This is a genomic window from Pelomonas margarita (genome assembly GCF_043555875.1).
Classification (GTDB): Bacteria; Pseudomonadota; Gammaproteobacteria; order Burkholderiales; family Burkholderiaceae_C; genus Pelomonas; species Pelomonas margarita.
On the sequence record NZ_JBIGHW010000009.1, the window covers coordinates 53,494 to 78,185 of the forward strand.

20 protein-coding genes and 1 riboswitch are annotated in these 24,692 nt (G+C 70.1%); of the genes, 8 read left to right on the top strand and 12 right to left on the bottom strand.

Annotated features, from left to right (window positions below):
• Positions 1-16: 16 nt before the first annotated feature.
• Positions 17-652 carry an NAD(P)H-dependent oxidoreductase gene (locus tag ACG0Z3_RS16270; protein WP_394399275.1) on the top strand — a complete coding sequence of 212 codons (636 nt, stop codon included), beginning with the start codon at positions 17-19 and terminating at the stop codon, positions 650-652.
• A 107-nt stretch (positions 653-759) separates the two neighbouring features.
• On the opposite strand, the gene ACG0Z3_RS16275 is transcribed toward ACG0Z3_RS16270, so the two are convergent.
• The 7 genes from ACG0Z3_RS16275 to ACG0Z3_RS16305 form a co-directional block, all read right to left on the bottom strand.
• On the bottom strand, positions 760-2,643 hold the full coding sequence (locus tag ACG0Z3_RS16275; protein ID WP_394399277.1) for a potassium transporter Kup: 1,884 nt from the start codon (positions 2,641-2,643) through the stop codon (positions 760-762).
• Between the two features lie 172 nt (positions 2,644-2,815).
• The gene (locus tag ACG0Z3_RS16280; RefSeq protein ID WP_394399279.1) at positions 2,816-5,764 is read right to left on the bottom strand and encodes a TonB-dependent receptor domain-containing protein; all 2,949 of its coding nucleotides are present in this window, start codon (positions 5,762-5,764) and stop codon (positions 2,816-2,818) included.
• Positions 5,765-5,933: 169 nt separating this feature from the next.
• The gene (gene gshA, locus ACG0Z3_RS16285; RefSeq protein ID WP_394399281.1) at positions 5,934-7,199 is read right to left on the bottom strand and encodes a glutamate--cysteine ligase; all 1,266 of its coding nucleotides are present in this window, start codon (positions 7,197-7,199) and stop codon (positions 5,934-5,936) included.
• 53 nt (positions 7,200-7,252) lie between these two features.
• Positions 7,253-8,377, bottom strand: a complete 1,125-nt coding sequence (locus tag ACG0Z3_RS16290) for a GGDEF domain-containing protein (protein WP_394399283.1) — start codon at positions 8,375-8,377, stop codon at positions 7,253-7,255.
• 101 nt (positions 8,378-8,478) lie between these two features.
• Positions 8,479-10,008, bottom strand: coding sequence for an ammonium transporter (locus ACG0Z3_RS16295; RefSeq protein ID WP_394399285.1), 1,530 nt, complete (start codon positions 10,006-10,008; stop codon positions 8,479-8,481).
• A gap of 35 nt (positions 10,009-10,043) precedes the next feature.
• Positions 10,044-10,382 carry a P-II family nitrogen regulator gene (glnK, locus tag ACG0Z3_RS16300; protein ID WP_268166730.1) on the bottom strand — a complete coding sequence of 113 codons (339 nt, stop codon included), beginning with the start codon at positions 10,380-10,382 and terminating at the stop codon, positions 10,044-10,046.
• Positions 10,383-10,403: 21 nt separating this feature from the next.
• On the bottom strand, positions 10,404-11,123 hold the full coding sequence (locus ACG0Z3_RS16305; protein WP_394399288.1) for a TorF family putative porin: 720 nt from the start codon (positions 11,121-11,123) through the stop codon (positions 10,404-10,406).
• A 287-nt stretch (positions 11,124-11,410) separates the two neighbouring features.
• On the opposite strand from ACG0Z3_RS16305, the gene ACG0Z3_RS16310 reads away from it, so the two are divergent.
• The gene (locus tag ACG0Z3_RS16310) at positions 11,411-12,922 is read left to right on the top strand and encodes a YifB family Mg chelatase-like AAA ATPase (protein ID WP_394399290.1); all 1,512 of its coding nucleotides are present in this window, start codon (positions 11,411-11,413) and stop codon (positions 12,920-12,922) included.
• On the opposite strand, the gene ACG0Z3_RS16315 is transcribed toward ACG0Z3_RS16310, so the two are convergent.
• Complete coding sequence (locus ACG0Z3_RS16315) at positions 12,919-13,512, bottom strand: glycine zipper 2TM domain-containing protein (RefSeq protein ID WP_394399292.1); 594 nt, start codon at positions 13,510-13,512, stop codon at positions 12,919-12,921. The two genes, ACG0Z3_RS16310 and ACG0Z3_RS16315, sit on opposite strands and share 4 nt — an antisense overlap.
• Positions 13,513-13,628: 116 nt before the next feature.
• A complete protein-coding gene (metH, locus tag ACG0Z3_RS16320; RefSeq protein WP_394399294.1) occupies positions 13,629-16,322 on the bottom strand; it encodes a methionine synthase in 2,694 nt (897 codons plus the stop codon).
• 19 nt (positions 16,323-16,341) lie between these two features.
• Positions 16,342-16,412, bottom strand: a riboswitch (S-adenosyl-L-homocysteine riboswitch).
• 83 nt (positions 16,413-16,495) lie between these two features.
• Between metH and ACG0Z3_RS16325 the strand changes: the two genes are divergently transcribed.
• The 6 genes from ACG0Z3_RS16325 (at position 16,496) to ACG0Z3_RS16350 (ending at position 22,625) form a co-directional block, all read left to right on the top strand.
• Positions 16,496-17,698: an HD-GYP domain-containing protein gene (locus tag ACG0Z3_RS16325; protein WP_394399296.1), complete on the top strand. Its 1,203-nt coding sequence runs from the start codon at positions 16,496-16,498 to the stop codon at positions 17,696-17,698.
• Positions 17,699-17,785: 87 nt separating this feature from the next.
• Positions 17,786-18,175, top strand: a complete 390-nt coding sequence (locus ACG0Z3_RS16330) for a GntR family transcriptional regulator (RefSeq protein WP_394399298.1) — start codon at positions 17,786-17,788, stop codon at positions 18,173-18,175.
• Entirely contained in the window at positions 18,172-19,071 is a 900-nt protein-coding gene (locus ACG0Z3_RS16335; protein WP_394399300.1) for an ABC transporter ATP-binding protein, read from the top strand. Before ACG0Z3_RS16330 ends, ACG0Z3_RS16335 begins: the two co-directional genes overlap by 4 nt.
• On the top strand, positions 19,068-19,736 hold the full coding sequence (locus tag ACG0Z3_RS16340; RefSeq protein WP_394399302.1) for an ABC transporter permease: 669 nt from the start codon (positions 19,068-19,070) through the stop codon (positions 19,734-19,736). Before ACG0Z3_RS16335 ends, ACG0Z3_RS16340 begins: the two co-directional genes overlap by 4 nt.
• Positions 19,737-19,746: 10 nt before the next feature.
• On the top strand, positions 19,747-21,849 hold the full coding sequence (locus ACG0Z3_RS16345; protein WP_394399305.1) for an acyltransferase family protein: 2,103 nt from the start codon (positions 19,747-19,749) through the stop codon (positions 21,847-21,849).
• Entirely contained in the window at positions 21,846-22,625 is a 780-nt protein-coding gene (locus tag ACG0Z3_RS16350; protein WP_394399308.1) for an ABC transporter permease, read from the top strand. Before ACG0Z3_RS16345 ends, ACG0Z3_RS16350 begins: the two co-directional genes overlap by 4 nt.
• Here the strand turns inward: ACG0Z3_RS16350 and ACG0Z3_RS16355 are convergent.
• From ACG0Z3_RS16355 to thiL, 3 genes are read right to left on the bottom strand one after another with little or no spacing between them, the layout of a single operon-like run.
• On the bottom strand, positions 22,622-23,113 hold the full coding sequence (locus tag ACG0Z3_RS16355; RefSeq protein WP_394399310.1) for a CinA family protein: 492 nt from the start codon (positions 23,111-23,113) through the stop codon (positions 22,622-22,624). The genes ACG0Z3_RS16350 and ACG0Z3_RS16355 overlap by 4 nt on opposite strands.
• Positions 23,114-23,129: 16 nt before the next feature.
• Positions 23,130-23,675, bottom strand: a complete 546-nt coding sequence (locus tag ACG0Z3_RS16360; RefSeq protein ID WP_394399312.1) for a phosphatidylglycerophosphatase A family protein — start codon at positions 23,673-23,675, stop codon at positions 23,130-23,132.
• A complete protein-coding gene (gene thiL, locus ACG0Z3_RS16365) occupies positions 23,672-24,610 on the bottom strand; it encodes a thiamine-phosphate kinase (RefSeq protein WP_394399315.1) in 939 nt (312 codons plus the stop codon). Before thiL ends, ACG0Z3_RS16360 begins: the two co-directional genes overlap by 4 nt.
• Between the last annotated feature and the right edge of the window lie 82 nt (positions 24,611-24,692).

Genomic DNA, 24,692 nt, shown 5'->3' on the forward strand with positions numbered 1-24,692 from the left:
TGTTTTGCCCCGTCCCATGACCACCCTGATCGACAAGCTCAAGTGGCGCTACGCCACCAAGAAGATGAACCCCGCCCTGCCCCTGCCGCAGGACAAGCTGGATCGCATCCTGGAAGCCGTGCGCCTGACCGCCACCTCCAGCGGCCTGCAGCCCTATGAAGTGCTGATCGTCCAGGACCCGGCGCTGCGCGCCCGCATCCGCGAACACGCGTGGAAGCAGGCCCAGGTCACCGACGCGTCGCACCTGCTGGTGTTTGCCGCCTGGGACAACTACACGGCCGATCGCATCAACCAGATGTTCGACCTGACGAACGAGGTGCGCGGCTTCAAAAACGACGGCTGGGAGGCCTACCGCCAGCAGCTGCTGTCGGTCTACCCGCAGCGCAGTGCCGAAGAGAATTTCCAGCACGCCGCCCGTCAGGCCTACATCGGCCTGGGCACGGCGCTGATCGCCGCAGCCGAAGAGCAGGTCGACGCCACGCCGATGGAAGGCTTCGACCCCGCCCAGGTCGACGAGATCCTGGGCCTCAAGGCCCGCGGCCTGCGCTCCGTGCTGCTGCTGCCCCTGGGCTACCGCCAGGCCGACGGCGACTGGCTGGTGAACCTGAAAAAGGTGCGCCGCGCGAAGGACCAGTTCGTCTCGACGATCTGAGCGCCAGCGCTGCATGAGCAACGGCCCCGAGGGGCCGTTTTTTTCGTCGGTTGCTTGCTGTCGACCCGAAGCCGCTCTCGGCTGCGGCGATTTCGCAGGGCACAGGCTCAGATCTCGACCTTGCTGCCCAACTCCACGATGCGGTTGGTCGGCAGGTGCAGGAAGTCCGCCGCCGCCGACGCGTTGCGGTGCATGCTGGCGAACAGCTTCTCGCGCCACAGCGACATGCCCGAGCCGATGGTGGGGATGATGATGTCGCGGCTCAGGAAGTAGCTGGTCTCCATCTCCTCCAGCTGCACGCCATGCGTCTTCAGCAGCGCCAGCGCCTCGGGCACGTCGGGCTCGTTCTTGAAGCCGAAGTGCAGCGACACCTGCCAGCACTTGTTGCCCAGCGACTCGACCTCGCAGCGCTTCTCGAAGCCGATGAAGGGCACCTCGTGGTGCTTCACCGTGACGAACACGTTCTGCTCGTGCAGCACCTTGTTGTGCTTGAGGTTGTGCAGCAGCGCGTTGGGCGTGCTGCCACGCTCGGCCGACAGGAACACCGCCGTGCCCGACACGCGCGTGGGCGGGTTGATGAACACGGCCTCCAGGAAGGCCGGTAGCTCGATGGCGTCCTGGCGCAGCTTGTCGGAAAGCAGGCGCCGACCCTGCTTCCAGGTCAGCATCAGCGTGAACACGCAGACGCCGATCAGCAGCGGGAACCAGCCGCCATGGCCCAGCTTGAGCAGGTTGGACGCGAGGAAGGTCACGTCGATGACGAAGAAGATGCCCGTGGCCGCCACACACAGCGCGAGTGGGTACTTCCAGCCGTAGCGGATGACGAAGAAGGTCATCACGGTGGTGATGGTCATGTCGATGGTGACCGCCACGCCGTAGGCCCCGGCCAGCTTGCTGGACGAGCCGAAGAACACCACGGCCACCACCACCAGCGCGAACAGGCTCCAGTTGATGAAGGGCACGTAGATCTGGCCGGTGTCGCGCACGCTGGTGTGCAGGATGCGCAGGCGCGGCATGATGCCCAGCTGGATGGCCTGCTTGGTGACCGAGAAGGCCGCCGTGATCAGCGCCTGCGAGGCCACCGTGGCAGCCGCCATGGCGAGCAGGAACAGCGGGATCTCGGCCCAGTCCGGCGCCAGCAGGTAGAACGGGTTCTTGATGGCCTCCGGGTTGTTCAGCAACATGGCGCCCTGGCCGAAGTAGTTGATGACCAGCGCGGGCATGACGATGCCGTACCAGGCGATGCGGATGGGCTTCTTGCCGAAGTGGCCCAGGTCGGCGTAGAGCGCCTCGCCGCCGGTGACCACCAGCACCACGGCGCCCAGGGCGACGAAGGCCACCCACCCGTACGCCACGCAGAAGTTCAGCGCGTAAGCGGGGTTGACGGCCGCGAGCACGCGCGGGTTGTCGAGGATGTAGGGCAGGCCCAGCGCCGCCAGCGTCAGGAACCAGGCCAGCATCACGGGCCCGAAGGCCTTGCCGATGCCGCCGGTGCCGAAGCGCTGCACCGCGAACAGCCCGGCCAGCACCAGCAGCGTGACGGGCAGCACGGCGTCGTGGTACTGCGGCGCGTAGACCTCGATGCCCTCGATGGCGCCCAGCACCGTCATGGCCGGCGTGATGACGGCGTCGCCGAAGAAGATGGCCGTACCGAACAGGCCCACCAGCATCAGCCCGCGGCGCAGCGGCGGCTTGTCGTTCACGGCGTTGGTGGCCAGCGCCAGCATGGCGATGAGGCCGCCCTCGCCGTTGTTGTCGGCGCGCAGGATGAGCAGCACGTACTTGAGCGAGACCACCACGGTCATCGTCCAGAACAGCAGGGAGAGCACGCCGAGGATGTTGTCCGGCGTGGTGGCCACATGGCCGCCGTGGAACACCTCCTTCAGCGCATAGAGCGGGCTGGTGCCGATGTCGCCGTAGACGACGCCCAGGGCACCAAGGGTGAGGCCCGCTGTTGCCGAGGGGCTGCGGGCCGCGTGGGAAGAACTCACGTCGCGAGGACCACCGGCTTGGGGTGGCGTTTGTTCGAAAGCCGCGATTCTGCGCCCGGTTTTGGTGTTTTGTGCAGCGCAGCAATCCCCGGGCCTCCACCCTTGACAACGAAAAACGGCGCCCGAAGGCGCCGCTGGCATGCCGTCCGCCGGGTGGCCCGGCGGCGGCAGATCACTTGAACACGTAGTCCACGGACACGTTGAACCGGCGGCCCAGCTGGGCGGTGGTGCCCGCATCCCAGTAGGTGAAGGCCGACGGGATGTTGGTGGCGCGGCGGTAGCTGTTGGTGACGTTCAGCAGGCTGGCCGAGATCACCAGGTCCTTGATGCCGCGGTAGGCGCCGCCAAAGTCCAGCGTGCCCTCACGGCCGACGAAGCAGCCGTTGTCCTGCTGCAGCAGCACGTTGGCGGCCGTCGTGGAGCTCAGGCAGCCGGCCGTCGTGGTGCGCCACAGGGCGTCCTGGTGGTTGTAGCGCGTCCAGGCGGACAGCTCCTCGCCCTTCCAGTTCACCTCCAGCGTCGCCTTGGTCTTGGGCAGGTCGGCCGTGGCCGTGCCGGCCAGGCGGTCGACGGTGCCGCCCGCGAGCACCAGCTGGTCAAAGCGCTGGGTGTAGGAGCCGCTGAGCTTGCCGCCAAACTTGCCCCAGTTGCCAGCCGGCAGGCGCACGTTGAGCTCGTAGTCCAGGCCCGCCGTCTTGGTGTACTGAAAGTTGCCGTACTGGCGCACCAGCGCCAGGATGGGCCCGCTGTTCTGCACGCCCGGCAGCCAGGTGGCGGGGTTGGGGTCGCGGATGACGCTGGCCGCGTACGCCACCGGGTCGGCGTTGAAGCGCTCCATCAGGTCCACACCGCGCTGGACGCGGATTTCCTGGTTGCGCCGGAAGTACCAGGCGTCCAGGCTGAGGTCGATCTCCTTGCTCGGCGAGATCAGCACGCCCAGCGTGAAGGACTTGGACTCCTCGGGCTTGAGGTTGCGGTTGGCGCTGACGACCGTCGGGATGCTGCCGGCGGCGTTGGTGGTGGTGCGGCCCAACACGTTGCAGTCGCGCAGCACCGGCGGATCGGCACGGCTGACGCCGTTGTTGCAGCGCAGGTTGTCGACGACCGCGTAGTCCTGGAAGTTGTGGAAGGACGCGAGGTAGGAGTCGCCGATCTGCGAGATCGACGGTGCCCGGAAACCGGTGGCGGCGGTGCCGCGCACGGCCAGCATGGACGGGATGGCCGCCCACTTGAAGCCGAGCTTGCCGGTGGTGGAGTTGCCGAAGTCGCTGTAGTGCTCGAAGCGCAGTGCAGCCTGCAGCTCCAGCTGCTTGAGCACCGGCAGACTCAGCTCGCTGAAGGCCGCGCTGGCCTTGCGCTTGCCGCTGGCGCCGTTGGCCACCAGGCCGATGTAGTCGCCGGCCAGGTAGTTGGCGTCCGGTATGGAGTTCAGCTCTTCCTGGCGGTACTCGGCGCCCAGCGCAATGGCGGCCCGGCCACCAGGCAGGTCGAACAGCTCGCGGCTGGCGCGCGCGTCGACGCTGGTGATCGTCGAGTCGCCGGTGTTGATGGCGTCGGAGCCGATGCTGGCGATGGCTTCCGGCGTGTTGACCTTGCCGAAACGGTAGGTGCCCGACGCGATGGAGGCGGTCAGCTTGGAGGAGCGCAGGCGGTTCTGCTGCACGCGCTCGTTCTCCTGCTTGCTGTGCATGACGGCGGCATCGACATCCCAGCCGGCGATGACGCCCTCCAGGCCGAGCAGGAAACGGCCCGACTGCAGCGTGGAGATGTCGTTGGCCGGCACGTCCTCGAAGCGGTGGATCAGCTGCACGGGCTGCGCATTGGCGGTGCCGTTGGTCGGGTTGTCCGGGTGGCCGACGGGCAGCACGATGGCGCTCTGGCGCAGGAACGTGCCGTCCAGCTTGGGCCAGGTCACGGCGGTCGGCGCGGTGGCGGTGCTGAAGATGCCGGTGGTCAGCGTACGCGGTGCGCCGCGCTCGGTGGTCTTGGTCTTGGAGACCATCACGTCCGCGTAGGCCGTCAGGTCGTTGCTCAGCGCGAAGGTGCCGCGCAGCATGCCGCTGACGCGCTCCTGGGCGGAGATGGCCTCGTCGGCGTTGTCCAGGTTGAAGCGGCACTGGCCGTCGCGCAGGCTGGGGCCGGTGGGGCCCAGGCCCACCGGGCGCAGCGGCACGCCCTTGCCGACGGTGAGCTCCGCCGGGCAGCCCGGCAGCGTGCCCAGGTAGTTGGCGCCGAACGGGCTGTTGTTGGCCACCGAGGCGCCGTTCACCGTCGAGCTGCCGGCGGTGCTCGTCGGCACACGGTAGTAGCTGCTGTACAGAGAGGCGACCGAATCCGGCGTGAAGCGGGTCAAGCCGTTGGTGGTGCCGGAGGCCGTCGCGTTGAGGTAACGGTCATAGGCCGCCTGGTCGCCGCGGTCCTTCAGCTCCGAGTGCATGACCGAGTCACGCTTGGCGACGTCAATGCCGCCGAAGACGTTGAATCGCTGCGTGTCGATGTTGCCGAAGCCGAAGGTCAGGCCGCCGGTCTTCTGCGCGCCCACGCCCTGGTCGTTGGCGCTGTAGCCCACATTGCCTTCCAGGCCCTGGAAGTCCTTGCGCAGCACGTAGTTGATGACGCCGGCCATCGCGTCGGAACCGTACAGCGCCGAGGCCCCATCCTTCAGGATGTCGATGCGGTCGATCGCGCCCTTGGGGATGGTGTTGGTGTTGATCAGCGAGCCGCGGCCGAAGTTGATGTCCACGGCACCGACCGGGGCGATGCGCCGACCGTTGATCAACACCAGCGTGCCCTGCGAGCCAAAGCCACGCAGCGAAATTGTGGACAGCCCGCCGACGAAGCCAGAGGCAGCACCGTCCTGGATGGAGCTGGCGTCCACTGCGCTGTTGGCGCGCAGCATCTCGTCGACGGTCGCATAGCCGGAGCTGCGGATCTCTTCGCGGGTGATGGACTGCACGACGGACGGCGTGGCGCGATCGATGCGCTTGATCAGCGAACCGGTGACCTCGACGCGTTCAATCTTGTTGACCGGCTCAGTGGCGGTCTGGGCCTGGGCCTGGGCGGCAAGCAGGGCAAAGGCAGCGGCAAACCAATGCGGTCGCATCGGACGGGTTCGTGGCATGGTGGAGCTCCGATAACAGCCGGTAGGCTGGAAAGACGAAGCTTCGACACTACTGGCGCTGCCCAGCGTCGCCAGCGCTCAAACACCAAATGCCGCGTTTACCCCAGGAAGTCAGACACAAAAAAGCCACATTTCACCGCCGCCTCGCAGCGCCCATGCCGCTGTTTCGTCAAGCCGCCTCGGCCTCGGCCTGCGGGTCGGTGGCCTCCAGCTCGTAGCTGGCTGCCAGCATGGCCAGGCGGGCGATGACGCCATACATGTAGAAGCGGTTGGGCGCGCTGGCGCCGGGCTTCTCGCCCAGGCGCGGCAGCACGGGCGAGTCGGCAAAGGCCAGCGGCACGTAGCTGGCGCCGGGGGCGTTGAGGTTCTCGTCGATGCCGCGATCGGCATGCACGCGGTAGAAGCCGCCCACCACGTAGCGGTCCATCATGTAGACCACCGGCTCGGCCACGGCCTGGTGCACGCGCTCGTGCGTGGGCACGCCCTCCTGCACGATGACCTCGGCGCCCAGGCTGTCGGGCAGGCCCTGGGCCAGGGCCTCGATGTCGCGGGCGTCGCGCACCGTCATGACGCTGCGGCCGTAGCTGCCCACGTCGCTCTTGACGATGACGAAGGGCTTCTCGTTGATGCCGTACTCCTTGTATTTGCGCCGCACCTTGGTGAGCTGCGCATCGGCAGCTGCCTGCAGCGCCTCCACGCCCTTCTTGCCGCGCAGGTCCACGCTCTGGAACATGGGCGTGATGAGCCACGGGTCCATGCCCAGCAGCTTGCCGAAGCGCTTGGCCACCTCCTCGTAGGCCTGGAAGTGGCGGCTCTTGCGCCGCACGCTCCAGCCGGCGTGCAGCGGCGGCAGCAGGTATTGCTCGTGCAGGCCCATCAGCTGCGGCGGCGTGCCCTGGGCCAGGTCGCTGTTGAGCAGGATGGTGCAGGGGTCGAAGCCCTTGATCATCAGCCGGCCGCGCTTGCGCACCACGGGCTCGATGACAAGGCTGCCGCCGCTGGCCAGCGGCAGCTCATCGGGCGCGGTCTGCGCCGGGTCCAGCGCGCCCAGGCGCACGTTCAGGCCGGCCTGCGTGAAGATGCGCACCAGCGTGGCGAGGTGGTCCAGGTAGAAGCTGCAGCGCGCGCCGGGCTCGGGGATGAGCAGCAGATTGCGCGCCTCGGGGCAGATCTTCTCGATGGCCGCCATGGCCGCCTGCACGGCTTGCGGCAGCATCTGCGGCGTCAGGTGGTTGAAGCCGCCAGGGAAGAGGTTGGTGTCCACCGGCGCCAGCTTGAAGCCGGCGTTGCGCAGGTCTACCGACGCATAGAACGTGGGCGTGTGCTCCATCCATTCCAGCCGGAACCAGCGCTCGGTGGCCGGCATGGACTCCAGGACGCGGGCCTCCAGCTCGTTGATGGGGCCGTTCAGGGCGGTGATCAGATGGGGAACCATGGCGGAATGATCTCAGATGCGCAGGCGGCCCCATCTGGAGGCGCCGCCGCAAATCACAAGACGCCTTCAGCGCACAGCGTGCGGCCGCGGCCGGCGTGCTTGGCGCGGTAGAGGTGGTCGTCGGCGCGCTGGATGGCGGCGGCCAGCGTCTCGCCCGGCAGCACGCGCACGGCGCCGCCGCTGAAATCGACCGGGAACCCCAGGCTGGCCTCGCAGCGGCGCTGCAGGGCCTGGTGCAGCCGGGCGTCGAGCCGCCCGAAGGCCTCGGGCTCGCAATGCCGCAGCAGCAGGCAGAACTCCTCGCCGCCGTAGCGGCCCACGAGGTCGCGCGCGCGCAGTTCGCCGCGCAGCACCTCGCCGGTCAGGCGCAGCACCTCGTCACCCACCGGGTGGCCGCGCTCGTCGTTGACGCGCTTGAAATGGTCCAGGTCCAGCATCAGCAGCACCGCGTCCTCGTCGGCATGCCCCAGCGCGCGGCCGGCGCGCTGCATCCACTCGCGGCGATTGAGCAGGCCGGTCAGCGTGTCCAGCGAGGCCAGCTTCACGAGCGCCTGCTCCGCCTCGTCGCGGTGCGCCAGCAGAAAGCCCATGGTGCCCAGCACCAGCGTGGCATTCAGCACCATCAGCGACGCGATGTTCAGCGGGTGCGGCGCCACGAAGCGCGGGTACACCTCAGGCCAGAACAGCACCAGCAATGCCCGGCCAAGCGTCAGCAGGCCATTGGCCACGCCGGCCATGCCGCACAGCCAGCGCCAGCGCACGCGGCGCGCCCCCTGCAGCAGCAGCACGCTGCCCCACAGGATCTGCAGGCCGATGACGATGTTGGTCACGCCTGTAGCCAGCCCCTGTTGGGCGTAGATGAACGCATGGACCGCCCCCAGCGCCAACGGCGGCCCGAGCAGCCACAGCCGCAGCACTGGGCTGCCCAGGAAGCGGCTCACCGCCAGCACCATGGCCGAGGCCGAGGCGCTGAGCGCCATGACACCGAGCGTGGACAGCACGCCGGGCGCCACCCGGGCCGAGGCGATCAGCAAGCCGAACCCCAGCGCCTGCCCCAGCAGCATGAACTGCCAGGCCTGCAAGCCACTGCGCACGCGCATGCCCACGCAGACCACCAGCGCCATGCTCATCAGCAGTGCATTGACCAGCACGGCCACCAACAGGGTGATGACATCCATGCGGCCCAGCATACCGGCGGCTCGGGCGCGCCCATAAAAAAGCCGCCCGTGGAGGGCGGCTTGCTCGAGAGCGGGAGGCCGGCGCGAAGCCGGCCGCCACATCACTTGTGGTACGCGGTCTCGCCGTGCGACGAGATGTCCAGGCCTTCGCGCTCTTCCTCTTCGGTCACACGCAGGCCGATGGTCAGGTCCACCAGCTTGAAGGCGACGACGGAGACGACGCCCGACCACACCAGGGTCAGCAGCACAGCCTTGGTCTGCGTCCAGACCTGGGCAGCGATGGAATAGGCATCCGGCGCGATCATCGCGACGGTGACCCAGTCGCCGACGGCGCTGGGGCCGCCCAGGTTGGGGCTGTTGAACACGCCGGTCAGGATGGCACCGACGATGCCGCCCACGCCGTGGACGCCGAACACGTCCAGCGAGTCATCCGCGCCCAGCAGCTTCTTCAGGCCGGACACACCCCACAGGCAGGCGAAGCCCGCGACCACGCCGATGACCAGCGCACCGCCGATGCCGACGTTGCCGGCGGCAGGCGTGATGGCCACGAGGCCGGCAACAGCACCCGACGCGGCGCCCAGCATGGAGGCCTTGCCCTTGAGCAGCGCCTCACCCACGCACCAGGCCAGCACGGCAGCGGCCGTGGCGGCGAAGGTGTTGATGAAGGCCAGCGCGGCGAAGCCGTTGGCTTCCAGCGCGGAGCCGGCGTTGAAGCCGAACCAGCCCACCCACAGCAGCGAAGCGCCCACCATGGTCAGCGTCAGGCTGTGCGGCGTGAACGCCTCACGGCCGTAGCCCACGCGCTTGCCCACCATGTAGGCCCCCACCAGGCCCGCCACAGCGGCGTTGATGTGCACCACGGTGCCGCCGGCGAAGTCCAGCGCGCCCCACTGCCAGATCAGGCCCGCCTTGGCGGTCATCTCTTCAGCGACAGCGGCCGAGCTGTAGGCATCCGGGCCCATCCAGTACCAGACCATGTGCGCGATGGGCAGGTAGCTGAACGTGAACCACAGCACCAGGAAGGCCAGCACGGCGGCGAACTTGATGCGCTCGGCGAAGGCGCCAATGATCAGGCAGGCGGTGATGCCGGCGAAGGTCGCCTGGAAGGCCGCAAACACGATCTCGGGAATCACCACACCCTTGGAGAAGGTGGCGGCGTTCGCGAAGGTGCCCGCAGCGTTGTCCCAGATGCCCTTCATGAACAGGCGATCCGTGCCACCGATGAACTTGTTGCCCTCGGTGAACGCGAAGCTGTAGCCGTACAGGAACCAAAGCACGACGATCAGCGAGAAGCCGACCATCACCTGCATCAGCACCGACAGCATGTTCTTGCTGCGCACCAGGCCGCCGTAGAACAGGGCCAGGCCCGGCACGGTCATCAGGATGACGAGCAGCGTCGAGACCATCATCCAGGCGGTGTCGCCCTTGTTGGGCACCGGGGCGGGCGCGGCGGCGGCGGACGCCGCTTCCGCAGCGACCGCAGGTGCAGCCGGCGCAGCAGCGGAGGCCGCATCAGCGGCAGGAGCGGCCGAAGCGGCCACGGCAGCAGGCGCCGAAGCGGCGTCCTGGGCCCAGGCGGCCGGCGCGAGCAGGCCGGCGGCAAGCGCGAGGCCGGCGAGGAGTGTCTTCATGTGAGGTTTCTCCAGACGTTGTGAGTGACGGCGCCTCAGAGCGCGTCGTTGCCGGTCTCGCCGGTGCGGATGCGGACGACCTGGTCCAGCGGCGACACGAAAATCTTGCCGTCGCCGATCTTGCCGGTGCGGGCAGCGGACTCGATGGCCTCGATGACGCGCTCGACGACGTCCTCGTTGACGGCCGCTTCGATCTTGACCTTGGGCAGGAAGTCGACGACGTACTCGGCGCCGCGGTACAGCTCGGTGTGGCCTTTCTGGCGGCCGAAGCCCTTGACCTCGGTGACCGTCAGCCCCTGCACGCCGATGGCGCTCAGGGCCTCACGCACCTCGTCGAGCTTGAACGGCTTGATGACGGCAGTGATCAGTTTCATGGGGTTCTCCAGCGCGGGAAATCAGAAGGCGTACTTCAGGCCGACGACGACCGAGGTCTTGCCCAGGAACTTGTCCTTGACGGTGTAGAAGCCCTTGTCCGCGTCGGTGCCGACGACGGCGACGCTGGGCGTCAGGGCGCCGAAGGACTTGGACAGCGTCAGCGAGTAGTCCGTGTAGGTGGCGGCGCCGCCCAGCGGGCCCTTGATCTTCTGGTGGCCGACGTGCGGGGCCAGCATCCAGCCGTCCGTCACTTCAAAGCTGGCCGACACGTCCAGGTAGCCGCTGCCCTTGCTGTCGGCGTTGCCGAAGGTGTCGGTCAGCGCGTGCGAGTACTTCACCGTGACCGGGCCGTAGCTCAGCGCGCCGTACAACTCGAAGGTGTTGGCGCTGGGGTTCAGCTTGTTGCTGGGGTAGTAGTACTGCAGGCCGCCGACGTCCAGCGTCAGGCCCGGGGCGACCTCGCCCTTCCAGCCGCCGTAGACGTCGATCTCGACGTCGGACTTGCCGCCGAAGTCCTTGATCCACTTGATCGTCGAGCCCCAGGCGCCGATGTAGAAGCCGGCCGGTGCCGCGTAGTCCAGGCCGCCCTGCAGCGCCGGCTTCACGCGGGTCTGCGAGATGCCGCGATAGCGGTAATCGCTGACGACGCTGGCATTGAAGGTCAGCGGCGAGGCCTCCTGAGCAAAGGCCGGCAGCGCCGTAGACAGTGCCAGGGCGATCAGCGACGGAGAAAACTTCATGGCGGGGCTCCTAGTTCAAGTTGGTCAAGGTAGGGGGGTACTCCGACCCCTGATTGCAGCTTCCGTGCCAAGCGTCACACCATGGGTGAAGCCGCACAAATCTGGGCGCCGGACGCACACAAGTCAGGCACACGCACCATGGAGGCGCCAAGACACTCAATTTCGCACCTTGTCGGTGCCTTGTGTGCAAAAAGCACACGGTCGGCGATACGGACAGGCCCGCAAGCCCCGGCTAGACTGGCCCGCAGCCAAATCGCGCCGCCCAGCACCATCCATCCAAGCTATCGATGAGCCTGGCCACCGTCCACTCCCGCACCCTCGACGGCCTGGCGGCTGCGCCGGTCACCGTGGAGGTGCATCTGGCCAACGGCCTGCCGTCCTTCACGGTCGTGGGCCTGGCGGACACCGAGGTCAAGGAGGCCCGCGAGCGCGTGCGCGCCGCGCTGGCCAACAGCGGGCTGGGCTTCCCGGGCAATAAAAGGATCACGGTCAATCTCGCACCGGCCGACCTGCCCAAGGAAGGCGGCCGCTTCGACCTGCCCATGGCCCTGGGCCTGCTGGCGGCCAACGGCCAGATCGACCCGGCCCGGCTGGCCGGGCTGGAGTGCGCGGGCGAGCTGTCGCTGGCGGGCGAGCTGCGCCCGGTGCGCGGCGCACTGGCGATGGCCCTGGCGCTGCGCCAGGCCGGTGCGGGGCGCGAACTGCTGCTGCCCGAGGCCAGCGCCGCCGAGGCCGCGCTCGTCGATGGCCTGGTGGTGCGCCGCGCCAGCCACCTGCTGGACGTCGTGGCCGCGCTGCAGCCCGAGGGCGAGGCCCTGCCCCGCGCGGCGGCGCTGCCGCGCGAGGCACAGGCCGGCCTGCCCGACCTGGCCGACATCAAGGGCCAGGCCGCGCCGAAGCGCGCGCTGGAGATCGCCGCAGCCGGCGGGCATTCGCTGTTGATGGTCGGACCGCCCGGCACCGGCAAGTCCATGCTGGCCCAGCGCCTGGCCGGCCTGCTGCCGGCGCTGGACGACGAAGCCGCGCTGGAATCCGCCGCCGTGCTGAGCCTGGCCGGCCACTTCGACATCAGCCGCTGGGGCCAGCGGCCGGTGCGCAGCCCGCACCACTCCGCCTCCAGCGTCGCGCTGGTGGGCGGCGGCTCACCGCCCCGGCCCGGCGAGATCTCGCTGGCGCAGCACGGCGTGCTCTTTCTGGACGAGCTGCCCGAGTTCCCGCGAGCCGCGCTGGAGGCGCTGCGCGAGCCGCTGGAGACCGGCCGCATCCTGATCTCGCGCGCCGCGCGGCAGGCGGAGTTCCCGGCGCGCTTCCAACTCGTCGCAGCGATGAACCCCTGCCCCTGCGGCCACCTCGGCAACCCGCTGCGCGCCTGCCGCTGCTCGCCCGACCAGGTGGCGCGTTACCAGGGCAGGCTCAGTGGGCCCTTCCTGGACCGCATCGACCTGCTCGTCGAGGTGCCCGTGATCCCGCCACGCGAGCTGCAGGACCTGGCCCCCGGCGAACCCAGCGCCGCCGTGGCCCGGCGCGTGGCGGCCGCGCGCGAGCGGGCGACGGCGCGCCAGGGCACGGCCAACGCCCAGCTGCAGGCGCAGGGCCTGGGCACCCACGCCGTGCTGGAGCCCGCCGCCAAGGCGCTGCTGGAGCGCTCGGCGGAGAAGCTGGGCTGGTCGGCCCGCAGCTTCCACCGCGTGCTGCGCGTGGCACGCACCGTGGCCGACCTGGCGGGCGCCGAGCTCATCGGCACGGCCCATGTGGCCGAAGCCATCCAGCTGCGCCGCGCGCTGCCCGGCGCCGCTTAGACGCGACTGAAGCCGTTTTCGCTCAGCCGCACCTCTTCACCCACGCGCAGGCCCGGGTCGGCGCGGCGCTCGAAGCGGCGCGTGCGGCCGTCGCGCTCTTCCACCTGCACCACCCAGACCGTGAAGCTTTTCTGGTTCTTCTCGATCTCGTTGCCGGCATAGCCGCCGCCCACGGCGCCGGCCACGGTGGCCAGCTTCTTGCCGTTGCCGCCGCCCACCATGTTGCCCAGCAGGCCGCCGACGACGGCGCCGCCCACGGCACCCACGCCGCTGGCCTCGCCGCGGCGGGTTTCGGTGTGCACGGCGGTCACGCGGGCGCAGCCCTGGCACAGCGCCGCGGCCACGGGCTTGGCGGCGACGGGCGCGGTGCGCGCCGGCTCGCGCGAGGCGTCTTCCCGGCTGTGTTCACGCGGCAGATCAGCCGCCGCCTGCCGCTGCGGGCCGGTGGCGGCGGGGGCGTCGGCCAGTTGGGCCGGCGGCGGGCTGTCGACGCCTTGCGAGCGGCCCACCGCGTAGGCGCCGCCGAGCAGCGCCATCACGACGGCAACGCCGGCAACGATCTGGGGGGCCTTGATGGGGGCAGTGGACATGCGGAACTCCAACGGTTCTTGAGATGCCGTCAGCATGCCCAGCGCCGCCGGGCGCCCCTGTAGGACAGCGCCCTGGCCCGCCGGCCGCAAGGTAAGCAGATGCTTCGGGAGCGGGATCAGCCCAGCAGCGGCGCCAGCGCACGGCGCGCGTCGGCCTCGCTCAGGCCGCAGCGCGCGGCCCAGTCGGCCAGCTGGTCGTCGCCGATGCGGCCAACGTTGAAGTAGGCCGCATCCGGGTGCGCCAGGTAGAAGCCGCTGACGCTGGCGGCTGGCGTCATGGCCATGCTGTCGGTCAGGCCCATGCCGATCTCGTCCGGCGCCAGCACCTTGAACAGGTCGGCCTTGGCGAGGTGGTCCGGGCAGGCCGGGTAGCCCGGCGCCGGGCGGATGCCGCTGTACTGCTCGGCGATCAGCGCCTCGTTGCTCAGCGCCTCGCCCGGCGCATAGCCCCAGAACTCGCGGCGCACGCGCTCGTGCAGCCACTCAGCCGCAGCTTCGGCGAGGCGGTCGGCCAGCGCCTTCAGCATGATGGACGAGTAGTCGTCATGTGCGGCCAGGAACTGCGCTTCCTTCTTGTCCACGCCCAGGCCGGCCGTCACGGCGAACAAGCCGATGTGGTCGCCCTGCTCAGCCACGAAGTCGGACAGGCAGCGGTTGGGGCGCTTCTGGCCATCGACGACCGGACGCTCGGACTGCATGCGCAGGCCGCGCCAGGTCATGGGCGGTTCGCTGTGGATGGCGATGTCGTCGCCCTCACGGGCCGCCGGGTAGAGGCCGAACACCGCGTGCGCCTGCAGCCAGCGGCCGTCGATGATCTTTTTCAACATGGCCTGCGCATCGGCCAACACCTTGCGCGCCTCGGTGCCGACGATCTCGTCGTCCAGGATGGCCGGGTAGGGGCCGGCCAGGTCCCAGGTCTGGAAGAACGGGCCCCAGTCGATGTACTTGGCCAGCTCGGCCAGGTCCAGATTCTTCAGCACGCGACGCCCGGTGAACTTCGGGGCGGGCGGCACGCGGCTCAAGTCCAGCGGCGCGGCGTTGGCGCGGGCGGCGGCCAGTGTGACCAGCGGCGTCTGCTTCTTGCCGGCGTGCAGGGCGCGGGTCTTCTCGATGTCGGCCTTCAGCTCGGCGATGTAGGCGGACGCGCGCTCGTCGGACAGCAGCTCCGAGCACACGCCCACGGCGCGCGACGCGTCGGGCACATAGACCACCGGGCCGTCGTAGTGCGGCGAGATCTTGACGGCGGTGTGCACGCGGCTGGTGGTGGCGCCGCCGATCAGCAGCGGCATGTGGCGCGACCGGAAGTAGTCGTCGCGCTGCATCTCGGCGGCGACGTGCTGCATCTCTTCGAGGCTGGGCGTGATGAGGCCGGACAGGCCGATGATGTCGGCGCCCTCTTCCTTCGCTTTGCGCAGGATGTCCTGGGCCGGCACCATGACGCCCATGTTCACGACCTCGTAGTTGTTGCACTGCAGGACCACCGTGACGATGTTCTTGCCGATGTCGTGCACATCGCCCTTGACGGTGGCGATGACGATCTTGCCCTTGGGTTTCACGTCGCCACCGGCCGCTTCCAGCTGGCGCTTTTCTTCTTCGATGTAGGGCACGAGGTGGGCAACGGCGCCCTTCATCACGCGGGCGCTCTTCACCACCTGAGGCAGGAACATCTTGCCCTGGCCGAACAGGTCGCCCACCACGTTCATGCCGGCCATCAGCGGGCCCTCGATGACGTGCAGCGGCCGGCCGCCGCTGGCGCTGATGGCCTGCCAGGCCTCCTCGGTGTCGGCCACGATGAAGTCGGTGATGCCATGCACCAGCGCATGGCTCAGCCGCGCGTTGACGTCACCGGCGCGCCAGGCCAGGCGGGCCGAGTCGTCCTTGCCGGCGCTCTTGGCGCGGTCGGCGATCTCGATCAGGCGCTCGCCCGCATCGGGCCGGCGGTTCAGCACCACGTCTTCAACGCGCTCGCGCAGCTCGGCGTCCAGGTCGTCATAGACGCCCACCATGCCAGCGTTGACGATGCCCATGTCCATGCCCGCCTGGATGGCGTGGTACAGGAACACCGTGTGGATGGCCTCGCGCACCGGCTCGTTGCCGCGGAAGCTGAACGACACGTTGGACACGCCGCCCGACACCTTCGCCCCGGGCAGGTTCTGCTTGATCCAGCGCGTAGCCTCGATGAAGTCCACCGCGTAGTTGTCGTGCTCCTCGATGCCCGTCGCGATCGCGAAGATGTTGGGGTCGAAGATGATGTCCTCGGGCGGGAAGTCCACCTCGTCGACGAGGACGCGGTAGGCCCGCGCGCAGATCTCGGTCTTGCGGGCGAAGGTGTCGGCCTGGCCCTGCTCGTCGAACGCCATGACGACGGCCGCCGCGCCGTAGCGCTTCACCAGCCGCGCCTGGCGCCGGAACTCGTCCTCGCCTTCCTTCAGCGAGATGGAGTTGACGATGCCCTTGCCCTGGATGCACTTCAGGCCCGCCTCAATGACGCTCCACTTGGACGAGTCCACCATCACCGGCACGCGGGCGATCTCGGGCTCGCTGGCCATCAGGTTCAGGAAGCGCACCATGGCGGCCTGGCTGTCCAGCATGGCCTCGTCCATGTTCACGTCGATGACCTGGGCGCCGTTCTCCACCTGCTGGCGGGCCACGGCCAGCGCCTCCTCGAACTGGCCGGCCAGGATCATTCGGGCGAAGGCCTTGGAACCGGTGACGTTGGTGCGCTCGCCGATATTGACGAACAGCGAGCCCTCGCCAATGGCGACAGGCTCCAGGCCGGAGAGCTTCAGGGGGGGCGGCGAAATGGTCATCGAGGCGGCTCGGGCTGAGGGTCGATGAGCGCCGTTCGTCGATATCCGAGCCTGGCAGGCCGAACACCCGTCGCAGCGCTCCTCGGAGAGCCGGGAATTCTACGCAGCGAGGCCTTCGCCAGGGCTCAAGAGCGGGTCGCAGCCCCCGAAGGCCCCGCAGAATCCGCGGCGCCATGGCCGCCGACCTCATTCCCCTGCCCGCCCACACGCTGCGCCTGGGCATGACGCTGCCCTACGACCTGTTCGACGCTGGCGGCAAGCTGCTGTTCGCACGCGGCCAAGTGCTGCGCGACTCGCCGTTGGTGCGCAGCCTCATGGCCGGCGGCGCCTGGGTCAACACGGCAGACACCGTGGAATACCAGCGCGCGCTGGCCCACCGGCTGGACACGCTGGTGATGCAGGACGTGCCAATCGCCGACATCGCCAAGGCCGACGCCAGCTTCCGCCTGGAGCCGCCGTCCGCCCCTCGGCCGGAGCCAGGCGCGCGGGAGGCCTGGTCGGACCTGCTGCTGCACACCCACCACCTGCTGCGCGATGGCGAGCACAACGACTTCCCCGCCCGCGTGGCCCTGCTGCGCGACGCCGCGCTGAAGCGCCTGCACGCCCAGCCCGACGCCACGCTGATGCTGCTGGTGTTCGAGACCAGCCAGGCCTTCGAGGACTACAGCGCCCGCCACGCGCTGCTGACGCTGGCGCTGTGCGAACTCGTCGCCCAGCAGCTGCAACTGCCCGCGCCGCTGCGCGAGACGCTGCACAACGCCGCGCTGACGATGAACCTCGGTGCCAGCACCGCGCATGACCGCCTAGCCAGCCAGACCGACCGCGCCACGCCCACCCAGCGCCACGCGCTCAGCGCCCACGGCGAGCGCGCCGCGCAGCGGCTGGCCCAGGCCGGTGTGACCGACGAGGTCTGGCTGACCGCTGTGCGCCTGCACCACGACGCCGGCCCCGGCCCGCTGGCCGCCCGCAGCGACGGCGAGAAGCTCGCGCGGCTGCTGCGCCGCATCGACCTGTTCGGCGCCCGTCTGTCCCCGCGCCGCAGCCGCACGGCCATGAGCGGCGCCTCGGCGGCCCGCGCCGTGTTCCTGGACGAACTGGGCCAGCCTGACGAGGCCGGCGCCGCCCTCATCAAGGCCGTAGGCCTGTACCCGCCCGGCACCATCGTGCGGCTGGCCAACGGCGAGGTGGGCATGGTGTTCAAGCGCGGCTACAGCGCCAACGAGCCGCTGGTGGCGGTGCTGATCGGCAAGAGCGGCAGCCCACTGTCCACCCCCGTGCCGCGCGACACCCGACTGGCCACGCAGGCCATTGCCGCCAGCCTCGCGCCGGTGGAGCTGAAGCTGCGGGTCAACCTGGACGCATTGCTGAAGCTGTAGCCCCTCGCCCAGCCGCCCGGCGCTCAGCCCCATCCGTCAGTGGGCTTGCGTTCACACGGCCAGGAAGATATTCTGTGTATACACAATATGCACAGCAGCCTCCTCATCTCCCAGGTCGACGCGCGGCCGATGTATCTGCAGATCACTGAGCAGATCCGCCAGCGCGTGGCCGCCGGAGACTGGCCGCCGGGCAAGGAGCTGCCGTCCATCCGTGCGCTGGCGGCTGACCTGAAGGTCAGCGTCATCACGGTGAAGCGGGCCTACCTGGACCTGGAGGCCGAGGGCGTCATCGTGACCCGCCACGGCAAGGGCTCCTTCGTCGCCGACGCCCAGGGTCTGGCCGTGGACATGCGGCTGGCGCAGCTGGACGAGCACCTGTGCGCGGCCGCTGAGATCGCCCGTTCGCTGGCCCTGCCCGAGCAGGACCTGCTAGACCGACTGCGCCATGCGCTGACCACCCAGGAGCCCGCGGCATGAGCGCGTCCCCCGTTTTCGAGATGACCGGCGTGAGCAAGGCCTTCCCCTTCTTCACGCTGAACGACGTGTCGCTGCGCCTGGCGCCCGGTCAGATCATGGGCCTCGTCGGCCCCAACGGCGCCGGCAAGAGCACCACCATCCGGCTACTGATGGGGCTGCTGACGGCCGACGCTGGCGAGGTGCGGCTGCTGGGCCAAGCCATGCCACGCGAGCAGGCCGCTGCCAAGGCCGACGTGGGCTTCGTCAGCGACGACATGCGGCTGTTCCCGCACGCCACGCTGGCCTGGCACATGGACTTCACCGCAGCCATCTACCCGGGTTGGGACGCGGCCTACGCCGCGCGGCTGCTCAAGCGCTTCGGCCTGCGCGCCGAGCAGCCGGTCAAGGGCCTGTCCACAGGTGAGCATGGCAAGGCGCTGCTGCTGCTGGCGCTGGCACGCCGTCCGCGCCTGCTGGTACTGGATGAGCCCACGTCGGGCATGGACCCCGTCGCCCGCCACGAGCTGCTGACCGAGTTCATGGACGTACTGCGCGACGAGGATCGCGCCATCCTGTTCTCCTCCCACAACACGCTGGACGTGGAGCGCATCTCCGACCGCCTCGCCTTCATCGACCGCGGCCACGTGGTGGCGGCCAGCGACACGGCGGACTTCCTCGAACGCTGGCGCCGCGTGCAGCTGCGCCTGCCGCCCGGGCAGGCCCTGGCGGCGCTGCCCGAGGTGGTCCACTGCGAGCGCGACGGCGGCCTCGCCACGCTGACCGTGAACGGCTTCAGCGAGGCCTGGCTGGCCCGGCTGAACGCCCCGGCACAGGCTGTGCAGCGCATGAGCCTGGAGGAGATCTTCGTCGCCACCGTCATGCACAGCCGCAACGTCCAGGAAGGCCTCACCGCATGAACGCCCTCACCACCCGGCTGCTCGCCAAGGAGCTCCACCAGCACGGCGCGCTGATGACCGCCGCCACCGCCGCGGGTCTGGCCGCGCTGCCGCTGGCGCTCACCGGCGGCGCGGGCTTTCACGTGGCCTTCGTCGTGTGGCTCACGGCGGTCATCGCGCTGGGCGTGATGCTGGCTATGTTCGGCGTCAGCAACGAGCGCAAGGAGCGCGCGCGCCTGTTCGTGCTCAGCCTGCCGCTGTCGCCGCTCGACTACGTGCGCATCAAGCTGTTGGGGCTGGTGGCCTGCTTTGTGCTGCCCTGGGTCGTGTTGAGCGCGGGCGCCGTGGCGCTGGTGGTGGCGCTGCCGGGCCTCGCCGACGGCCTGCTGCCCTACACCGTGCTGCTGTGCGCCTACCTGCTGCTGAACTACGCGCTGGTGCTGAGCGCGGCGCTGCACATCGCCTCGGAGGCCGGCATGGGCGGCGTGATCATCCTGACCAACATGTCGGTGTCGCTGTTCCTAGCCGGCGTCGGCCGCCTGCCCGGCATCGGCGAGCACATGGGCGCCGCCGCGCCCGTGTGGACGGCCACGTTCTGGCTGCTGCTGGCCGCCGAGCTGGCCGCCACCCTGCTGGCCCTGTGCCTGCCGCTGTTCTTCGCCGCGCGACGGCGAGACGCCCTCTAGGAGGAAATCCATGTCCACCCACCCCAACGCCGAGCGGCTCCATGCCCTCGACGCCGTGCGGAGCTTTGCCCTGTTGCTGGGCGTGGCCTTCCACGCCGCGCTGTCCTTCATCCCCGGCCTGCCCCCCGGCCTGTGGGCGATGACGGATCACTCGCCCAGCGCCTTCCTCGGCGATGCGAGCTTCGTCGCGCACAGCTTCCGCATGACGCTGTTCTTTTTCATCGCCGGTTTCTTCGGCCGCCTGCTGCGCCAGCGGTTGGGCACGCGCGGCTTCTGGGTCAACCGCGGCCAGCGCATCGCGCTGCCGCTGATCGTTGGCTGGCTGCTGCTGTTCCCGGCCATCGCGCTCGTGTGGCACGTGGGCCTGCAGAAGGTCTTCCACGGTGTGCCGCCAGCCCTGCCCGAGCTGCCCCAGGCACCCGGCGCGTTCCCGCTGACGCACCTGTGGTTCCTCTACCAGCTGCTGTGGCTGTACGCCGGCGCGCTGCTGGCTCGCGGCGTGCTCGTGCGGCTGGACCGGGGCCAGGTCTTGCGCGGGCTGCTGGACCGCGCCGTCACCGGCGCACTGCGCGGGCCGGCCGCCACGCTGCTGCTGGGCCTGCCGCTGGCGGGCGTGCTGCTGGCCACACCCGCCTGGTTCCCCTGGGGCGGCATCCCGACGCCCGACCGCTCGCTGATCCCCCAGCTGCCCGCCACGGTCGCCTATGGCGTGGCCTTCGTGTTCGGCTGGCTGGTTCAGCGCGCGCCCGGCGCGCTGGCCGCACTGCGCAGCGGCGGGCTGCTGCAGGCGGCGCTGGCCGTCGCGTCGTCGGCCACCTGCCTGTACCTCATGAAGACGCAGCCGCCCCTGGGCATGCCCGACGCGCCCAAGCTCGTCTTCACGCTGGCCTTCGTCACGTCCAGCTGGGCCTGGCCGCTGGCCCTCACCGGCCTGGCACTGCGCTGGCTGTCGACGCCCAACGCCGCCGTGCGCTACGTGGCCGACGCGTCCTACTGGATCTACCTCGCGCACCTGCCCGTCGTCGCGGCGCTGCAGGTCTGGGTGGGCCACTGGCCGCTGCACTGGGGGCTGAAGTACCCGTTCGTCGTCGTCGCCACGCTGGCCCTGCTGCTGGCGAGCTACCACCTGCTCGTGCGCACGACCGTCATCGGCCGGGTGCTCAACGGCCGCACCCACCCGCGCCGTGCAGCGCCCCCAGCGGCCACGCCCGGGCTCGACGGCGACAGCGACGGCGTCGTCGCGTCACTGAGCGGCGTGTTCAAGCGCTACGGCACGCTGCAAGCACTGTGCGATGTGGACCTGCAGCTGCGCCGCGGCGAGCTGCTCGCGCTGCTGGGCCCCAACGGCGCCGGCAAGTCCACGGCCATCGCGCTGTGGCTGGGCCTGCAGGAGGCCGACGCGGGCCGCGTGCAGCTGCTGGGCGGCCCGCCGCAGGACATCGCGCGCCGGCAGGGCCTGGGCGTCATGCTGCAGGACGTCGAGTGCCCCAAGGACCTGAAGGTGCGCGAGCTGGTGGCGCTGTCGTGCAGCTACTACCCGCAGCCGTTGACGGTGCCGCAGGCGCTGGACCGCGCCGGCATCGCCGCGCTAGCGGAGCGCCGCTACGGACAGCTCTCCGGCGGCCAGAAGCGCCAGGTGCAGTTCGCGCTGGCCTTGTGCGGCCGGCCGCGCGTGCTGTTCCTGGACGAGCCCACCGTCGGCCTGGACCTGCAGGCCCGCGAGGCACTGTGGGCCTGCATCCGTGCGCTGCTGGACGAGGGCTGCTCCATCCTGCTGACCACGCACTACCTGGAGGAAGCCGAGGCGCTGGCCACGCGCGTGGCCGTGCTGGCCCAGGGCCGCGTCATCGCCTCGGGCAGCGTGGACGCGATGCGCGCGCTGGTGTCGCGCCGCCACATCCGCTGCGCGACGACGCTGCCCCAAGGCGAGGTGCGGCGCTGGCCGGGCGTCGTCGACGTGGCCGGCGACCCGACCCAGCTGTCCATCGTCGCCACCGACGCCGAGTCCGTCGTGCGCCGCTTGCTGGCGGCCGATCCTCGGCTGTCACGCCTGGAAGTGAAGCAGGCCGGCCTCAACGAGGCCTTCCATCAACTGACCCGGGAGGCCGCATGAGCACCCTGACCCACCCGCCCGCGGCGCCAGCGCGCCGCACGTCACCCTACGCCGTGGAGATGCGGCTGGAGTTGCTGCGCCTGCTGCGCTCGCCGGCCTTCGCGCTGCCGATGTTCCTGCTGCCGGTGGGCACCTACCTGCTGTTCGCGTTCGCGGTCGCGGGCGAAGCGGTGGCCAAGGACCCCGACACCGGCCGCTTCATGTTCGCCGGCTTCTCGGTGATGGCCGTCACCATGGCCGCGCTGTTCGCCACCGCCCCCCACCTGGCCCTGGAGCGCGAGCAGGGCCTGCTGACCCTCAAGCGCGCCCAGCCCGCACCGCCCGGCGCCTGGCTGGCGGCCAAGATCGTCGCCGGCTTGCTGAGCGGTGCCATCGCCTACCTGCCCATCCTCGTGCTGGCCGCCTGCACCGGCCAGGCGCATCTGAGCGGCACGCAGCTCGCGGCCATGAGCGCTGTGCTGTTAGCCGGCACCCTGCCGTTCTGCGCGCTGGGTGTCATGCTGGGCTCGCTGACCAGCGGCTCGGCCGCACCGGCTTACGCCAACCTGGTCTACCTGCCGGGCATCTACTTGTCGGGGCTGTTCTTCCCGCTGCCCAAGTCCATGCACTTCCAGACCGTGCTGTGGCCGCAGTTCCACCTGGACCAGCTGGTGTTCGCGGCCGGCGGCGTCGCCAAGTTCCGCTGGATCCCGCCCGAGATGGCCTTCGCCGTGCTGCTGGGCTTCACGGTGCTGTGCAGCGGCGTGGCGCTATGGCGCCTGCGGCAGGCGGCTTAGGCGTCGCCCAAAGCAGCGTTCGTGGCGGCGTCCAAGGCGGCATCCAGCGCCGCCAGCCCCGACGCCACGGTCTGCGCGCGCACGGCCTGGCGATCACCGTCGAAGCGCTCGCGCCACACACGCACGGCGCCGCCAGCCCGCGCCAGCGCCAGCCACACGGTGCCAACCGGCTTGGCAGGGCTTCCGCCCGTGGGCCCGGCGATGCCGGTGACGGCCAGCGCCCAGCCGACGGGCGCCCGGGCCAACAGGCCCAACGCCATGGCCTCGGCCACCGCGGCACTGACGGCGCCATGGGCTTCGATCAGCGCGGGCGGCACGCCGAGCAGCTCGGCCTTGGCTGCGTTGCTGTAGCTGACGATGCCGCGCTCGAACCATTGGCTGGAGCCGGCCACGTCCGTGCAGGCCGCGGCGATCAGCCCGCCCGTGCAACTCTCCGCCGTGCCCAGGCGCTCGCCACGGCGCAGCAGGCCGGCCGCAATACGGTCCATCAGTTCATCCATCGCCTCACCCCATCAGCACGCGATACAGCGCAACGGCGACCAGCGTGCAGCCGGCCGCCACGAAATCGTCCACCAGGATGCCCAGCCCCTGCGCCCAGCCGATGGGCGCACCGCGCTCGGCCTTGAAGAGCCGGTCCGCCCAGCCCACCGGGCCGGGCTTGGCCGCGTCAAAGAAGCGGAACAGGCCGAAGGCCACAGCCTGCGCCAGCAGGCCGCTTGGCGCGATCAGCCACAGCACCAGCCAGAAGGCCAGCACCTCGTCCCAGACGATGGATCCCGGGTCTGGCGTGTGCATGTGCTGGGCGCAGCGCGTGCAGGCCCACCACCCCACCAGCGTGCCCAGGCTGATCAGCAGCACCCAGCCGGCATCGCCCAGCCAGGGCGACAGCAGGCTGAACGCGGCCCAGGCCCACAGCGTGCCCACGGTGCCAGGCGCGCGCGGCGCCAGGCCGCTGCCAAAGCCCAGCGCGATCCAGCGCGCCGGGTGGCGCGCCATGAAGCCCAGCGTGGGACGCACGGGCGCTTGCGGCTCGAACGGCGCGGCGCTCATGCGGCGAAATGGTCGAAGCTGCGCAGGCCATGCGCGAGGTCGCGGCCCTGGGCGTCCACCACGCGCAGGCCCGGCGCGGCCTCGATGACGCCGATGCGCGTCAGCGGCACGCCCACGTCCGGCAGCCGGGCGCCGGGCGGCGCGGTGAACACCAACTCGTAGTCGTCGCCACCGGCGAGCACGCAGGTGTGCTGCAGCGCGGCAGGCTGCGCGGCCAGCACGGCGCTACGCGGCAGCGCGTCGACATCGAGGCGTGCGCCGACGCCGGACGCGGCCAGCAGATGGCCCAGGTCGCCCAGCAGGCCGTCGGAGAGGTCCAGCGCCGCCGTAGCGATGCCGCGCAGCGCCTGACCCAGCGCGACGCGCGGCGTGGGGCATTCCATCGCCAGGCGCACGCGCTCGAAGGCATTGCCGACCAGCGCCACCGTGCCGCGGAACACCTCCAGTGCCAGCCGCGCATCGCCCAGCATGCCGGACACCCAGATCTCGTCGCCCACACGCGCGCCGCTGCGCAGCAGCGCCTGGCCGGCAGGCGCCTCGCCGAACACGGTGATGCACAGGTTCAGCGGGCCCTGCGTCGTGTCGCCGCCCACCAGCGGGCAACCCTGCGCATCGGCCAGCCCGAGCAGCCCGCGCGAGAAACCGGCCAGCCAGGCTTCGTCAACGCGCGGCAGCGCCAGCGCCAAAGTGAAGCCTCGCGGCGCGGCGCCGCAGGCGGCCAGGTCGCTGAGGTTGACGGCCAGCGCCTTGTGGCCCAGCCGCGCCGGATCGACAGTCGACAGGAAATGCCGCCCTTCCACCAGCATGTCGCTGGACACCAGCCAGCGCACGCCCGGCGTGGGCACCAGCACCGCGCAGTCGTCACCCACGCCGACGTCCACGCCGGCAGCCGCAGGGCGCTGGAAGTAGCGCCGGATCAGATCGAATTCACCCATCGCCGCGATTGTCTTGCGTGTGGACATCCGCAGCGACCGCACGCGGACGGCGGTGGCATGATTCCCACCCCGCCGGCCTTGC

Excerpts from the sequence above, each read along its gene's own strand:
- ACG0Z3_RS16270 (WP_394399275.1), top strand. The coding sequence starts at position 17 with ATGACCACCCTGATCGACAAGCTCAAGTGGCGCTACGCCACCAAGAAG.
- ACG0Z3_RS16280 (WP_394399279.1), bottom strand. The coding sequence starts at position 5,764 with ATGCCACGAACCCGTCCGATGCGACCGCATTGGTTTGCCGCTGCCTTT.
- gshA (WP_394399281.1), bottom strand. The coding sequence starts at position 7,199 with ATGGTTCCCCATCTGATCACCGCCCTGAACGGCCCCATCAACGAGCTG.
- ACG0Z3_RS16290 (WP_394399283.1), bottom strand. The coding sequence starts at position 8,377 with ATGGATGTCATCACCCTGTTGGTGGCCGTGCTGGTCAATGCACTGCTG.
- ACG0Z3_RS16295 (WP_394399285.1), bottom strand. The coding sequence starts at position 10,008 with ATGAAGACACTCCTCGCCGGCCTCGCGCTTGCCGCCGGCCTGCTCGCG.
- glnK (WP_268166730.1), bottom strand. The coding sequence starts at position 10,382 with ATGAAACTGATCACTGCCGTCATCAAGCCGTTCAAGCTCGACGAGGTG.
- ACG0Z3_RS16305 (WP_394399288.1), bottom strand. The coding sequence starts at position 11,123 with ATGAAGTTTTCTCCGTCGCTGATCGCCCTGGCACTGTCTACGGCGCTG.
- ACG0Z3_RS16310 (WP_394399290.1), top strand. The coding sequence starts at position 11,411 with ATGAGCCTGGCCACCGTCCACTCCCGCACCCTCGACGGCCTGGCGGCT.
- ACG0Z3_RS16315 (WP_394399292.1), bottom strand. The coding sequence starts at position 13,512 with ATGTCCACTGCCCCCATCAAGGCCCCCCAGATCGTTGCCGGCGTTGCC.
- metH (WP_394399294.1), bottom strand. The coding sequence starts at position 16,322 with ATGACCATTTCGCCGCCCCCCCTGAAGCTCTCCGGCCTGGAGCCTGTC.
- ACG0Z3_RS16325 (WP_394399296.1), top strand. The coding sequence starts at position 16,496 with ATGGCCGCCGACCTCATTCCCCTGCCCGCCCACACGCTGCGCCTGGGC.
- ACG0Z3_RS16330 (WP_394399298.1), top strand. The coding sequence starts at position 17,786 with ATGCACAGCAGCCTCCTCATCTCCCAGGTCGACGCGCGGCCGATGTAT.
- ACG0Z3_RS16335 (WP_394399300.1), top strand. The coding sequence starts at position 18,172 with ATGAGCGCGTCCCCCGTTTTCGAGATGACCGGCGTGAGCAAGGCCTTC.
- ACG0Z3_RS16340 (WP_394399302.1), top strand. The coding sequence starts at position 19,068 with ATGAACGCCCTCACCACCCGGCTGCTCGCCAAGGAGCTCCACCAGCAC.
- ACG0Z3_RS16345 (WP_394399305.1), top strand. The coding sequence starts at position 19,747 with ATGTCCACCCACCCCAACGCCGAGCGGCTCCATGCCCTCGACGCCGTG.
- ACG0Z3_RS16350 (WP_394399308.1), top strand. The coding sequence starts at position 21,846 with ATGAGCACCCTGACCCACCCGCCCGCGGCGCCAGCGCGCCGCACGTCA.
- ACG0Z3_RS16355 (WP_394399310.1), bottom strand. The coding sequence starts at position 23,113 with ATGGACCGTATTGCGGCCGGCCTGCTGCGCCGTGGCGAGCGCCTGGGC.
- ACG0Z3_RS16360 (WP_394399312.1), bottom strand. The coding sequence starts at position 23,675 with ATGAGCGCCGCGCCGTTCGAGCCGCAAGCGCCCGTGCGTCCCACGCTG.
- thiL (WP_394399315.1), bottom strand. The coding sequence starts at position 24,610 with ATGGGTGAATTCGATCTGATCCGGCGCTACTTCCAGCGCCCTGCGGCT.